The following is a 13296-nucleotide window of genomic DNA, read 5'->3' on the forward strand; positions in this document are numbered from 1 at the left end:
CACAACCCCCTGTAGGAGCGAGCCTGCTCGCGATGAACCCGAGAACACCGCGTGTATCCAGATAACACGCGTAATCGTTGACGACCATCGCGAGCAGGCTCGCTCCTACAGGGGCAGGGGTTTCCTGCGCCTTGAAAATAAAAACAAAAGGGAGCAACAGATGATTCGGACACAGACAAACATGCTGTTGGGCGGTGGCCTGTTGGCTGCGAGCCAAGCCATGGCCGGCGATTTATTGTTGTGGCAGACCAACAGCCTGAGCTACCTGTATGGCAAGGACTTCGCGGTCAACCCGTCGATCCAGCAAACGGTGACGTTCGAGCACGCCCATCGCTGGAAGTACGGCGACAACTTCCTGTTCGTCGACAGTACGTACTACAACGGCGAGAAAGACCGGAACAAAGGCGTTCACGCCTATTACGGCGAGTTCAGTCCGCGCCTCTCTTTCGGCAAAATCCTCGACCGCCGTTTCGAGTTTGGCCCGATCAAGGACGTGTTGCTGGCCATGACCTACGAGAATGGCGAAGACGACACCGAGGCCTATCTGATCGGCCCCGGTTTCGACCTCACCGTACCGGGCTTCAATTTTTTCACCTTGAACATCTACTATCGCCAGACCGAAGGCTCGCGCCCCGGCGACGATGTCTGGCAGATCACGCCGGCCTGGTCCTACACCCTGCCATTGGGCAACTCGAACCTGTTGATCGACGGCTACATCGACTGGGTCGTGGATAACGACCAGAACTCACAGGGCAGCTATCACGCCAACCTGCACGTGAACCCGCAGATCAAATACGACCTGGGGAAAGCCTTGGGCTGGCGGGAGAAACAGGTGTACGCCGGCGTCGAATACAGTTACTGGAAAGACAAATACGGCATCGAAAACAACGGCAACTTCGACACCAATGAAAACACCACCAGCCTGCTGGTGAAGGTGCATTTCTAGATGATCCGCAACCGTGCCCCAGACCTGTCGTCGGTGCGCTGTTGCGGGGCACTTGAGACCTGGCCAAGGAGTCAGTATTCTCCGCGGCCGCCCAAATCCGCTTTAAAAAAAAGCCCGGATTTAATTCCTGACCAGAAAGCCAACTTATCCCGGCCCTGGACGGTATCAAGGCACTCCAAAACCCCTCTCAATCGACTGTTCTTGAGCAGCCGAGCGGGAGTTTTTTTGTTTTTTAAAAGCCTTGGCGCAGCTCTTGCTAACAGCACTGAAGCTGACCGACTGGATGATTTTTTACCGCTACAGAAAAAGGCGCCACACCAGAGCGCCGACCTTAAAAAAATAACGTGGAACCACCTACTTTTTGGGAGCAACCGAATGAAACGTACGTGCACTAGCCTGATGCTGGCGGGATCATTGCTGGCCGGGGGCCAGGCCATGGCCGGCGACTTGCTGCAATGGCAGAACAACAGCCTGACCTATCTGTATGGCAAAGACTTCCAGGTCAACCCGCGCATTCAGCAGACGGTGACCTTCGAACACGCCGATGGCTGGAAATACGGCGACAACTTCTTCTTCATCGACAAGATCTTCTACAACGGCAAGGAAGACGCCTTCGCGGGCGAGAACACCTACTACGGTGAATTCAGCCCACGCCTGTCGTTTGGCAAGATTTTCGACCAGAAACTTGAATTCGGCCCGGTCAAAGACGTGCTGTTGGCCATGACTTACGAGTTCGGTGAAGACGATACCGAGTCCTACCTGATCGGTCCTGGTTTCGACCTGGCCATCCCGGGCTTCGACTACTTCCAGCTGAACTTCTACAACCGCCACACCGAAGGCGACCGTCCGGGTGACAATATCTGGCAGGTCACGCCGGTCTGGTCCTACACCATTCCGGTGGGCGATTCGAACATCCTGATCGACGGTTTCATGGACTGGGTGGTCGACAACGACGTCAACAAAAAAGGCGAATACCACGCCAACCTGCACTTCAATCCACAGGTCAAATACGACCTGGGCAAGGCGCTGAATCTTGGCGAAAAGCAGTTGTACGTGGGTGTCGAGTATGACTACTGGAAAAACAAGTACGGCATCGAAGACAGCCAGGGCTTCAAGACTGATCAGAGCGTAACCAGCTTCCTGGTCAAGGTGCACTTCTGATTCGGCGGCGTCTGTAAGGACGCCTTCGCGGGCAAGCCTCGCTCCTACAGGTTTTGTGTCGTTCGCCAATTATGTGAACGACACAAAACCTGTAGGAGCGAGGCTTGCCCGCGAAGGCCACACCGCAAATCTCAAGCGCTGACCGCCGCCTCGGCTATCCCAAGAAACCGGCACAACTCCCCGCGTTTGGCCAACGCATCGCGCCGCCCCAGATCTATCAACTCACTGCAATACCCCGCCTCGAACAACAGATAGCTCAACACCCCCGCCCCGCTGGTCTTGGTCGCCCCCGGCCCACGTAGAAACAGACGCAACGCCGCTGGCAATTCCTGCCTATGCCGCGCCGCAATTTCATCGATCGGCTGACTCGGCGAAATCACCAACACCTCCACCGGCGCCACACCGAGCGCTCGGGTCGGCGTGCCGTCGGGCAGCAGATGGCTGAACTGATTCAGACGCTGCAGCAACTCGATGTCACTTTCCAGGCTGTCAATGAACGTACTGTTGAGCATGTGCCCGCCGATCTGTGCCAGAGTCGGCTGCTGACCGGTGTAGGCGCGTTGCAGCGGTTGTTCCGGGTCGACGCCGCGCGGGTTGCCGCTGACGCCCACCACCAGCACACGGCTGGCGCCCAGGTGCAGGGCCGGGCTGATCGGTGCCGATTGGCGTACCGCGCCGTCGCCGAAATACTCCTCGCCGATTTTCACCGGGGCGAACAGCAGCGGAATCGCCGAACTGGCGAGCAAATGTTCGACGGACAATTGCGTCGGCACGCCGATGCGTCGATGACGCAACCACGCATCGATGGTGGTGCCGCCCTGATAGAAGGTGACGGCCTGACCGGACTCATAACCAAACGCAGTGACCGCCACCGCCTGCAACTGCTTTTGCGCGATGGCTTCGGCGATGCCGGTCATGTGCAGTTTGTCGTTGAGCAACCCGCGCAGCGGCGAACTGTTGAGCAAAGCCACCGGCACCTGAGCGCCGATACCCAGCAAGCTGTGGCTGACGAAGCGGCTGGCCTGATGAATCACGCCAGGCCAGTCACTGCGCAACACCAGATGACTGCGAAAGCCCTGCCAGAAGGCGGTCAGACGCTCGATCGCGCCACGGAAGTCCAGCGCGCCACTGGCGAGGCTGACCGCATTGATCGCCCCAGCCGAGGTGCCGACAATCACCGGAAACGGGTTGCTGGCGCCCACCGGCAACAGTTCGGCAATCGCCGCCAGCACGCCCACCTGATAGGCCGCCCGAGCCCCGCCACCGGAAAGAATCAAGCCTGTAACCGGTTCAGCAGGACTCATCGCAACGCTCCATGGTGCTTAAAGGGATCGGTGATTCAACCGCGTTTTTTATACAACTTCGGCTCGCCCGGCGGACGGCTCTTGAAGCGGCGATGGGCCCAGAGGTATTGCTCCGGGCACTCGCGCAAGACGCCTTCGATCCACTGGTTGATGCGCAGGCAATCGGCTTCCTCGGTTTCGCCGGGGAAGTTATCGAGCGGCGCATGAATCACCAGTCGATAGCCACTGCCATCAGCCAGGCGTTCCTGGGTGAACGGCACCACCAACGCCTTGCCCAGCCGTGCAAACTTGCTGGTGGCGGTGACGGTAGCGGCTTGAATCCCGAACAGCGGCACGAAGACACTTTGCTTCGCGCCGTAGTCCTGATCCGGTGCGTACCAGATCGCCCGGCCGGCCCGCAGCAGTTTGAGCATGCCGCGCACGTCCTCACGCTCCACCGCCAGCGAATCCAGGTTGTGCCGCTCGCGGCCATTGCGCTGGACGTAATCGAACAGCGCGTTCTTGTGCTCGCGGTACATGCCGTCGATGGTGTGCTGCTGACCCAACAGCGCCGCGCCGATTTCCAGCGTGGTGAAATGCACGGCCATCAGGATCACACCCTTGCCTTCACGCTGGGCTTTTTTCAGATGCTCCAAGCCTTCGACGTGGGCCAGCTTGGCCAGACGCTCGCGCGACCACCACCAGCTCATCGCCATCTCGAAAAACGCGATGCCGGTGGAAGCGAAGTTTTCCTTGAGCAGGCGCTTGCGCTCCGCCGGGGACTTTTCAGGGAAACACAGCTCGAGATTGCGCTTGGCAATGCGCCGTCGGTCGCCGGCCACTCGATACATCAAGGCACCGAGGACGCGACCGACAAACAGCAACGCCGGATACGGCAACTGAACAATCAGCCACAACAGCCCCAAGCCACACCACAGCGGCCAAAAACGCGGAGAAAGAAATGCTGTTCGAAAACGCGGGCGATCCATTAAAGGTTCCGGAAAGACAATGGCCGCGCATTCTACATCGTTCGACCCGGCTTGCGGCCTGCGGGCGTTCTCGTTATAAGTCTCGGCACTTTTAGTGACAAGCCGTTGTATGCCGACATGAGCCAAACCGAACCGCTAGACCAAGATCCCGTGTTCCAGCTGAAGGGCAGCATGCTCGCCATTACCGTGCTGGAACTGGCCCGCAACGACCTCGAGAACCTTGATCGGCAACTGGCCGCCAAGGTCGCCCAGGCGCCGAATTTCTTCAGCAATGCGCCGCTGGTGCTGGCCCTGGACAAGCTTCCAGCCAGTGAAGGCGCGGTCGATTTGCCGGGTCTGATGCGCGTTTGCCGCCAGCATGGCCTGCGGACCCTGGCGATCCGTGCCAGCCGTATCGAAGACATCGCCGCGGCCATCGCGGTCGACCTGCCGGTGCTGCCGCCATCCGGCGCCCGGGAACGCCAACTCGACCTGCACGAAGGCGAGATAAAGAAAAAACCGGAAAAACCACCGGAGCCGACCCTCAAACCGACCAAAATCATCACGTCGCCAGTACGTGGTGGCCAGCAGATTTATGCCCAGGGTTGCGATTTGGTGGTGATTTCGTCGGTCAGCCCGGGGGCGGAACTTCTCGCCGATGGGAACATCCATGTATACGGGCCGATGCGTGGTCGCGTGTTGGCCGGGGTCAAAGGCGACACGAAAGCCAGGATTTTCTGTCAGCAAATGAGCGCTGAACTGGTCTCCATCGCCGGTCATTACAAGGTTTCCGAAGATCTGCGCCGCGACCCTTTGTGGGGTTCGGGCGTACAGGTCAGCCTGTCGGGCGATGTGTTGAACATCATTCGGCTTTAACGGATACTGCCGCATTTTCCAAGCATCTCTAAAACGTAGCGAAAACGGCTCAAACGAAGTAGGAAAAAGGCCGAAAACAGTGTTTACCGGGGGTAAACGCCGTTCAGGACCGGATTCCAGCCAAGGCTGTCCGACTGCAGTAGTTTTTCAAGAGATGTTTTTCAGGGGCTAAAAGTCCTTTTTCCTTAGGGGTGAAACACCTTGGCCAAGATTCTCGTGGTTACATCCGGCAAGGGTGGTGTGGGTAAGACCACCACCAGCGCCGCTATCGGTACAGGCCTCGCTCTGCGCGGTCACAAAACAGTTATCGTCGACTTCGACGTCGGTTTGCGTAACCTCGACCTAATCATGGGTTGCGAGCGTCGCGTGGTGTATGACTTCGTCAACGTGGTAAACGGCGAAGCCAACCTGCAGCAAGCCCTGATCAAAGACAAACGCCTGGAAAACCTCTACGTCCTGGCCGCCAGTCAGACCCGCGACAAAGACGCGCTGACCGTCGAAGGCGTAGAAAAAGTCCTGATGGCGCTGAAAGAAGACTTCGAATTCGTGGTCTGCGACTCTCCGGCCGGCATCGAGAAAGGCGCCCACCTGGCCATGTATTTCGCTGATGAAGCGATCATCGTGACCAACCCGGAAGTGTCCTCGGTACGTGACTCGGACCGTATGCTGGGCCTGCTGGCCAGCAAATCGCGCCGCGCCGAGAAGGGCGAAGAGCCGATCAAGGAACACTTGCTGCTGACCCGCTACAACCCGCAACGCGTCAGTGACGGCGAAATGCTCGGCGTCGAAGACGTCAAAGAGATTCTGGCCGTGACCCTGCTGGGTGTCATTCCGGAATCCCAAGCGGTACTCAAGGCTTCCAACTCGGGCGTGCCGGTGATTCTCGACGACCAGAGCGACGCCGGCCAGGCGTACAGCGATGCGGTCGATCGTCTGCTGGGCAAAACCGTGGAGCATCGTTTCCTCGATGTGACGAAGAAAGGCTTCTTCGAGCGCCTGTTTGGAGGTCGATAATGAACATTTTTGACTTCTTTCGTGCCAACAAGAAGCCAAGTACCGCCTCGGTTGCGAAAGAGCGTCTACAGATCATCGTGGCGCATGAACGCGGCCAACGCAGTACGCCGGACTACCTGCCAGCCTTGCAGAAGGAACTGGTCGAGGTAATCCGCAAGTACGTCAATATCGGGTCCGATGACGTGCACGTCGCTCTGGAAAACCAGGGCAGCTGCTCGATCCTGGAACTCAATATCACCCTGCCTGACCGCTAGTCGGTCAGACAGGAGCCACGGCGGCTCGATCATCTGGGCGCCCCTCACTGTAGGAGCCGGCTTGCTGGCGATAGCATCAACGCACTGCATCAGTTACACCGCGTTGCCTGCATCGCCAGCAAGCCGGCTCCTACACACAAGGGTGTACAGGTGATCGAGCCGCCGTTGGCGTTTGTTACGAGGCTGTTTTAATGCCGTTGTCCAACATCCGCATCATCCATCAGGACGCCGCTGTACTGGTGGTGGATAAACCGACCCTGTTGCTCTCTGTCCCTGGCCGGGCCGACGACAACAAGGACTGCCTGATCACCCGCCTGCAAGAAAACGGCTACCCGGAAGCGCGAATCGTCCATCGTCTGGACTGGGAAACCTCCGGCATCATTCTGTTGGCCCGTGACCCGGACACGCATCGCGAACTGTCTCGGCAATTTCACGACCGCGAAACCGAAAAGGCCTACACCGCCCTGTGCTGGGGTCAGCCGGAACTGGACAGTGGCAGCATCGACTTGCCGCTGCGCTACGACCCGCCGACCAAGCCACGCCACGTGGTGGACCATGAGTTCGGCAAACATGCTCTGACCTTCTGGCGGGGGCTGGAGCGTTGCGGTGACTGGCGCCGTGGCGAGCTGACGCCGATCACCGGCCGCTCCCATCAGTTGCGCGTGCACATGCTTTCCATCGGCCACCCGCTGCTGGGTGACGGGCTCTACGCCCATGAGCAAGCGCTGGCTGCCTGGCCGCGACTGTGCCTGCACGCGAGCATGCTCAGCTTCACCCATCCCCAGACCGGCGAGCGCCTGCGCTTCGAGTGCCCGGCACCGTTTTGAGCCATAAATAAAACCCTGTGGGAGCGGGCTTGCCCGCGATGGCGGTGTGTCAGTCGACATAATCGTGGCTGATAGTCCGTATTCGCGGGCAAGCCCGCTCCCACAGAGATCTACTTCAGATCCAATCTCAGCCATCTCCCCACCAGCACCACTACCGCCAATTCTTTGGCCAATACGCTAAACTGGCGCCATTGCTGTCTGGAGCTACTTATGCGCGAAGAGTTGAACCAAGGCCTGATCGACTTCCTCAAGGCCTCCCCTACCCCATTCCATGCCACCGCCAGCCTGGTTCAGCGCCTGGAAGCGGCCGGCTTCCAACGCCTCGACGAACGCGAGCCGTGGACCACCGAAGCCAACGGTCGCTACTACGTTACCCGTAACGACTCTTCGATCGTCGCGATCAAGATGGGCCGTCACTCACCGCTGCACAGCGGCATTCGCCTGGTCGGCGCCCACACCGACAGCCCGTGCCTGCGGGTCAAACCCCAGCCGGAACTGCAACGCCAGGGTTTCTGGCAACTGGGTGTCGAAGTGTACGGCGGCGCGCTGCTGGCACCGTGGTTTGACCGTGACCTGTCCCTGGCCGGTCGCGTGACCTTCCGCCGTGACGGCAAGGTCGAAAGCCAGTTGATCGACTTCAAGGCGCCGATCGCCACCATCCCCAACCTGGCGATTCACCTCAACCGTGAAGCCAACCTGGGTTGGGCGATCAACGCCCAGACCGAACTGCCGCCGATCCTCGCGCAATTTGCCGGTGACGAGCGCGTGGACTTCCGCGCCGTGCTCACCGACCAACTGGCCCGCGAACACGGTTTGAATGCCGACGTGGTGCTCGATTACGAGCTGAGTTTCTACGACACCCAAAGCGCTGCGATCATCGGCCTGCACGGCGACTTCATCGCTGGCGCACGCCTGGATAACTTGCTGTCGTGCTACGCCGGCCTGCAAGCCTTGCTGACCGCCGAAACCGACGAAACCTGCGTATTGGTATGCAACGACCACGAAGAAGTCGGTTCCTGCTCGGCCTGCGGTGCCGATGGCCCGATGCTTGAGCAAACCCTGCGTCGCCTGCTGCCCGAAGGTGATGAATTCGTACGCACCATTCAGAAATCCCTGCTGGTCTCGGCCGACAACGCCCACGGCGTGCACCCGAACTACGCCGACAAGCACGATGCCAACCACGGCCCGAAACTCAACGCCGGCCCGGTAATCAAGGTCAACAGCAACCAGCGCTACGCCACCAACAGCGAAACCGCCGGGTTCTTCCGCCATCTGTGCATGGCCGAAGAAGTGCCGGTGCAAAGCTTCGTGGTGCGCAGCGACATGGGCTGCGGCTCGACCATCGGCCCGATCACTGCCAGCCACCTGGGCGTGCGCACCGTGGACATCGGCCTGCCGACGTTCGCCATGCACTCGATCCGCGAGCTGTGCGGCAGCCATGACCTGGCACACCTGGTCAAAGTGTTGAACGCGTTTTACGCCTGCCGCGAGTTGCCGTAACCCCCAAAACATCGCGGGCAAGCCCGCTCCCACAGGTTAACGCGAACCCCTGTGGGAGCCGGCTTGCCCGCGAAGGCGTCAGCACAACCAACACAAAATTCATGATCACAGTGATTCATTTCTGATACACCTCACCACAGGTCGCCCAAAAGCCACCTAGACTTCAATTACTCCTTTCGACAAGGCAGTCGCTCATGATCTCCCTATCCTCCTTTCACGCCATGTTGATCCCGATTCTCGCCGGGATGATCTTGCTGGCAATCGGTTTCAATTTTCGCGACAAGAACGCCGGAGTGTTCGCGATGTGGATCGGCATGCTGACGATCCTCGCCACCGTGGTTTTCAAGATCCTCGCCAAACTCAACGAATAAATCCTCGCCCTTGGCTCGCATTGATTTTGACGGGCTCGTACACTCGGTCGATCCGCTCATCCGAAGGTTGACCGCCTAGTGTTCGCTCGTCTCTTTGCCCTGCCGTGTTTCTTCCTTGTCTGCCTCATGACGTTGCTGCCGATCGCGCCTGCCCAGGCGGTCAGTTTGCCGGGCTTGCTCAGCAACTCCGCGAAAACCCAGCCAGAAGCACAAGAACCGCTGGGGCAATCCCTGGACGAAGTGATCAAGTCGCTGGAAAACGATCAGCAGCGGAGCAAGCTGCTGGCGGATTTGAAGAAGCTGCGCGACGCCACCAAAAAGGCTCAACCCGCCACCGAACAAGGCGTGCTGGGCCTGATCGGTGGAACCCTGGCCAATTTCGAAAAGCAGTTTTCCGGCGCCGATAGCCCCATCACTCGCTGGTCTGAAGAGTTTGATCTGGCCAAGGATGAACTGGCGGCACTGGTGCTGCCGGCGAATGAATGGCTGCCGATCATCTTTGCCTTTGCCATGATTCTGATGGTCTGGAGCCTGCTGGCGGCTGCGCTGATCTGGCTCAGCCATCGGGTGCGGATGCGCTTCGGCCTGACCGAAGAACTGCCACAACACCCCAAGGCCCTGGACATGCTGCGCTTCGCCCTGCGCAAGCTCGGGCCGTGGCTGATTGCCCTGGTGATCACGGTGTACATGAGCTACGCGCTGCCCTCGTCACTCGGTAAAAGCCTGGCCATGGTGCTGGCTTATGCGCTGGTGGTCGGCACCTGTTTTTCGGCGATCTGTGTGATCGCGTTTTCCGTGCTCGACGGCCCGCACCGCCACCGCGCCTTGTACATCCTGCGGCATCAGGCCTTTCGGCCGTTGTGGCTGATCGGCAGTTTCGCCGCGTTTGGTGAAGCCCTGAGCGATCCTCGACTGGTCGCCAGCCTCGGCAGCCACCTGGCGCACACCGCCGCAACCGTGGCCAACGTGCTGGCCGCGCTGTCCACCGGGTTGTTCATCTTGCGGTTCCGCCGGCCCATCGCGCACTTGATCCGCAATCAACCGCTGTCCCGGCGCCTGACCCGCCGGGCACTCAGCGACACCATCGAAATTCTCGGGACCTTCTGGTACATACCGGCGCTGGTGTTGGTGGCCATCTCGCTGTTCGCCACGTTCGTCTCCGCCGGCGACACCAGCACGGCATTGCGCCAGTCGCTGATTTGCACGGTGCTGGTGGTGTTGTGCATGGTCATCAATGGGCTGGTGCGTCGCCACGCGCTTAAACCGCAACGCGGCGTGAAGCGCCATGCACTGTATTCGGAGCGCCTGAAAAGCTTCTTCTACACCCTGGCTCATTTGCTGGTGTGGCTGGTGTTCATCGAGCTCGGCCTGCGGGTCTGGGGCATGTCATTGATCACCTTCACCGAAGGCGATGGCCACGAAGTCAGCGTCAAACTCTTCAGCCTCGCCGGCACGCTGATTTTTGCCTGGCTGATCTGGATCCTCAGCGACACCGCCGTGCACCACGCCCTCACCCGCTCGCGTAAAGGCCTGGCCAATGCCCGCGCGCAGACGATGATGCCGCTGATCCGCAACGTGTTGTTCGTGGCCATTTTCATCATCGCGCTGATCGTCGCCCTGGCGAACATGGGCATGAACGTCACGCCACTGCTGGCCGGTGCCGGCGTGATCGGCCTGGCCATCGGTTTCGGTGCTCAATCGCTGGTCGCCGACCTGATCACCGGGTTGTTCATCATCATCGAAGACTCGCTGGCCATCGACGACTACGTGGACGTGGGCGGGCACCTCGGCACCGTCGAAGGGCTGACCATTCGCACCGTGCGCCTGCGGGACATCGACGGCATCGTCCACACCATTCCGTTCAGCGAAATCAAAAGCATCAAGAACTACTCCCGGGAATTCGGCTATGCGATTTTCCGCGTTGCGATACCGGCCAACATGGACATCGACAGTGCGATCAAACTGATGCGCGAGGTCGGCCAGAAGATGCGCACCGATCCGCTGCAACGGCGCAATATCTGGTCGCCGCTGGAGATCCAGGGTGTAGAGAGTTTCGAGTCCGGCAACGCGATTCTTCGCGCCCGTTTCAAGACCGCGCCAATCAAGCAGTGGGAAGTTTCCCGAGCGTTCAACCTGTCGCTCAAGCGCCATCTGGATGAAGCCGGGATGGACCTGGCCACGCCACGCATGAGCGTGCAAGTGATCACGGCCGGCGGTGGACCGCAGAAGGAATAGCACGCTCGGCAGATCCTCCGGTCACAGGCACTGAAGCCCAATAACAATCGTCATGGAGAACCCCGATGCAACTGACCCGCATTGCACAGGCTTGCCTGCTCACCGTGTTCGGCACGCTGGCCCCTTACGCCAGCGCCGACACACTGGAAGACGCGCGCACGCACATCGCCGAACAAGCCATCGCCCTTGAGCCGGAACTGCTGGAAACGCGCCGCGATATCCACGCTCATCCTGAATTGGGCAACAGCGAAAAACGCACATCCGAACGGGTCGCCAAACAACTGCGGGCCCTGGGCCTGGAAGTCAAAACCGGGGTCGCTCGCACCGGCGTGGTCGCGGTACTGAAAGGCGCCCTGCCCGGTCCGACCGTGGCCCTGCGTGCCGACATGGATGCGCTGCCGGTCAAGGAAGTCTCGGACTTGCCCTTCGCCTCGAAAGCCAAGGGCACGTACCTGGACAAAGAAGTCGACGTGATGCACGCCTGCGGCCACGACGCCCACACCGCCATCCTGCTCAGCGCGGCGAAAATCCTGAGCGGCATGCGCGACACCTTGCCCGGCACGGTGGTGTTCTACTTCCAGCCCGCCGAAGAAGGCCCAAGCGACTTCATCCCCGATGGCAAAAACACCTGGGGGGCGAAAATGATGATCCAGGAAGGCGTGATGAAATCGCCGAAACCGGACGCGGTATTCGGCTTGCACGTCTGGGCCGGCGTCCCCGCAGGCCAGATCGCCTACCGCCCCGGCCCGACCCTGGCCAGCTCCGACGACCTGCGGATCAAAATCCTCGGCAAACAAACCCACGCCGGCCGCCCATGGGACGGCATCGACCCGATCACCGTCGGGGCGCAAACCATCGTCGGCCTGCAAACCGTGGTCAGCCGCCGCACCGACATCTCGTCCTTTCCGTCAGTGGTCAGCATCGGCACCATCAACGGCGGCACCCGCTACAACATCATCCCCGAGTCCGTGGACATGACCGGCCCCATCCGCCCCTACGACTACGGCATCCGCCAGAAACTGCATGCCGACGTGCGCCAGACTGTAGAAAAAATCGCCGAGAGCGGCGGCGCGAAGGCCGAAGTCACCATCATCGAAAAATACGACCCGACCATCAACAACCCGGCGCTGACCGAGAAAATGCTGCCGACGTTGCGCTGGGCGGCCAAGGATGACGTGGTCCAAGGGCCATTGGTGGGCGGCGCGGAGGATTTTTCGTTCTATGCCAAGGAAGCACCGGGGCTGTTTGTATTTCTCGGGGTGACGCCGCGAGATCAGGACATGAGCAAGGCTGCGCCGAATCATAATCCGGGGTTCTTTGTGGATGAGTCGGCGTTGGTGGTTGGGGTGCGGACGCTGGCTTCATTGGCGACCGATTATCTGTATGCCAATGCGAAGCCTTGAGTGAGCATCTGCGAGCGATTGGTTGGCTGTCCGGCCGCCTTCGCTGGCAACGTATTGAATGAATGCCCTGCGCGTCGGCGCACCGAAACCCTATAGGAGCCGGCTTGTCGGCGAAGGCGTCGGCATTTTCGATGCAAGGCTCAAAGCCGCCTTCGCTGGCAAGCCAGCTCCTACAAAAACAGCAGCGCATACCTGCTGCTTTTCACCACTCATCAGGCCGAGCGTTAGCTCGCCTTCAGCTCTTGACCTTGATCCACCCGCCCCTTCGCTGACAAGCGCCTACATTGACGTATTAAATGAATGCCCTGCGCGTCGGCGCACCGAAACCCTATAGGAGCCGGCTTGCCGGCGAAGGCGTCGGCATTTTCGATGCAAGGCTCAAAGCCGCCTTCGCTGGCAAGCCAGCTCCTACAAAAACAGCAGCGCATACCTGCTGCTTTTCACCACTCAACAGGCCG

Annotated in this window: 12 protein-coding genes; 10 read left to right on the top strand and 2 right to left on the bottom strand. The window is 59.9% G+C overall.

The window, feature by feature from the left end; all coding sequences use genetic code 11:
* Positions 1-160: 160 nt before the first annotated feature.
* Together AEQ67_RS15530 and AEQ67_RS15535 are read left to right on the top strand one after the other, a co-directional pair.
* The gene (locus AEQ67_RS15530; RefSeq protein ID WP_059404696.1) at positions 161-946 is read left to right on the top strand and encodes an outer membrane protein OmpK; all 786 of its coding nucleotides are present in this window, start codon (positions 161-163) and stop codon (positions 944-946) included.
* A gap of 375 nt (positions 947-1321) precedes the next feature.
* Positions 1322-2107: an outer membrane protein OmpK gene (locus AEQ67_RS15535; RefSeq protein WP_059404697.1), complete on the top strand. Its 786-nt coding sequence runs from the start codon at positions 1322-1324 to the stop codon at positions 2105-2107.
* Between the two features lie 131 nt (positions 2108-2238).
* Here the strand turns inward: AEQ67_RS15535 and AEQ67_RS15540 are convergent, their stop codons facing one another.
* Positions 2239-3411: a patatin-like phospholipase family protein gene (locus AEQ67_RS15540; RefSeq protein ID WP_059404698.1), complete on the bottom strand. Its 1173-nt coding sequence runs from the start codon at positions 3409-3411 to the stop codon at positions 2239-2241.
* A 35-nt stretch (positions 3412-3446) separates the two neighbouring features.
* Positions 3447-4379: a lipid A biosynthesis lauroyl acyltransferase gene (locus AEQ67_RS15545; protein WP_059404699.1), complete on the bottom strand. Its 933-nt coding sequence runs from the start codon at positions 4377-4379 to the stop codon at positions 3447-3449.
* 117 nt (positions 4380-4496) lie between these two features.
* On the opposite strand from AEQ67_RS15545, the gene minC reads away from it, so the two are divergent.
* The 8 genes from minC to AEQ67_RS15580 all read left to right on the top strand — a co-directional run bounded on the left by minC (position 4497) and on the right by AEQ67_RS15580 (position 12838).
* The gene (minC, locus tag AEQ67_RS15550; RefSeq protein WP_059404700.1) at positions 4497-5234 is read left to right on the top strand and encodes a septum site-determining protein MinC; all 738 of its coding nucleotides are present in this window, start codon (positions 4497-4499) and stop codon (positions 5232-5234) included.
* A gap of 201 nt (positions 5235-5435) precedes the next feature.
* Positions 5436-6248 carry a septum site-determining protein MinD gene (gene minD, locus AEQ67_RS15555; protein WP_059404701.1) on the top strand — a complete coding sequence of 271 codons (813 nt, stop codon included), beginning with the start codon at positions 5436-5438 and terminating at the stop codon, positions 6246-6248.
* Positions 6248-6502 (top strand): cell division topological specificity factor MinE, encoded by a 255-nt coding sequence (gene minE / locus AEQ67_RS15560; RefSeq protein WP_007944431.1) that lies wholly within the window; start codon positions 6248-6250, stop codon positions 6500-6502. Before minD ends, minE begins: the two co-directional genes overlap by 1 nt.
* Positions 6503-6693: 191 nt before the next feature.
* Positions 6694-7329, top strand: a complete 636-nt coding sequence (locus AEQ67_RS15565) for an RluA family pseudouridine synthase (RefSeq protein WP_059404702.1) — start codon at positions 6694-6696, stop codon at positions 7327-7329.
* A 210-nt stretch (positions 7330-7539) separates the two neighbouring features.
* On the top strand, positions 7540-8829 hold the full coding sequence (locus AEQ67_RS15570; protein ID WP_059404703.1) for a M18 family aminopeptidase: 1290 nt from the start codon (positions 7540-7542) through the stop codon (positions 8827-8829).
* A gap of 194 nt (positions 8830-9023) precedes the next feature.
* Positions 9024-9200, top strand: a complete 177-nt coding sequence (locus AEQ67_RS35965; RefSeq protein ID WP_177333649.1) for a hypothetical protein — start codon at positions 9024-9026, stop codon at positions 9198-9200.
* Between the two features lie 78 nt (positions 9201-9278).
* Positions 9279-11435, top strand: a complete 2157-nt coding sequence (locus AEQ67_RS15575) for a mechanosensitive ion channel family protein (protein WP_082377856.1) — start codon at positions 9279-9281, stop codon at positions 11433-11435.
* A gap of 65 nt (positions 11436-11500) precedes the next feature.
* Positions 11501-12838 (top strand): amidohydrolase, encoded by a 1338-nt coding sequence (locus tag AEQ67_RS15580; protein ID WP_059404705.1) that lies wholly within the window; start codon positions 11501-11503, stop codon positions 12836-12838.
* Positions 12839-13296: the final 458 nt, after the last annotated feature.

This window comes from Pseudomonas sp. RIT-PI-q (assembly GCF_001297125.1).
Taxonomy (GTDB): Bacteria; Pseudomonadota; Gammaproteobacteria; order Pseudomonadales; family Pseudomonadaceae; genus Aquipseudomonas.

Coding starts and splice junctions, on each gene's coding strand:
- minC (WP_059404700.1), top strand. CDS start 4,497: ATGAGCCAAACCGAACCGCTAGACCAAGATCCCGTGTTCCAGCTGAAG.
- AEQ67_RS15540 (WP_059404698.1), bottom strand. CDS start 3,411: ATGAGTCCTGCTGAACCGGTTACAGGCTTGATTCTTTCCGGTGGCGGG.
- AEQ67_RS15545 (WP_059404699.1), bottom strand. CDS start 4,379: ATGGATCGCCCGCGTTTTCGAACAGCATTTCTTTCTCCGCGTTTTTGG.
- AEQ67_RS15570 (WP_059404703.1), top strand. CDS start 7,540: ATGCGCGAAGAGTTGAACCAAGGCCTGATCGACTTCCTCAAGGCCTCC.
- AEQ67_RS15530 (WP_059404696.1), top strand. CDS start 161: ATGATTCGGACACAGACAAACATGCTGTTGGGCGGTGGCCTGTTGGCT.
- AEQ67_RS15535 (WP_059404697.1), top strand. CDS start 1,322: ATGAAACGTACGTGCACTAGCCTGATGCTGGCGGGATCATTGCTGGCC.
- AEQ67_RS15580 (WP_059404705.1), top strand. CDS start 11,501: ATGCAACTGACCCGCATTGCACAGGCTTGCCTGCTCACCGTGTTCGGC.
- minE (WP_007944431.1), top strand. CDS start 6,248: ATGAACATTTTTGACTTCTTTCGTGCCAACAAGAAGCCAAGTACCGCC.
- AEQ67_RS35965 (WP_177333649.1), top strand. CDS start 9,024: ATGATCTCCCTATCCTCCTTTCACGCCATGTTGATCCCGATTCTCGCC.
- AEQ67_RS15565 (WP_059404702.1), top strand. CDS start 6,694: ATGCCGTTGTCCAACATCCGCATCATCCATCAGGACGCCGCTGTACTG.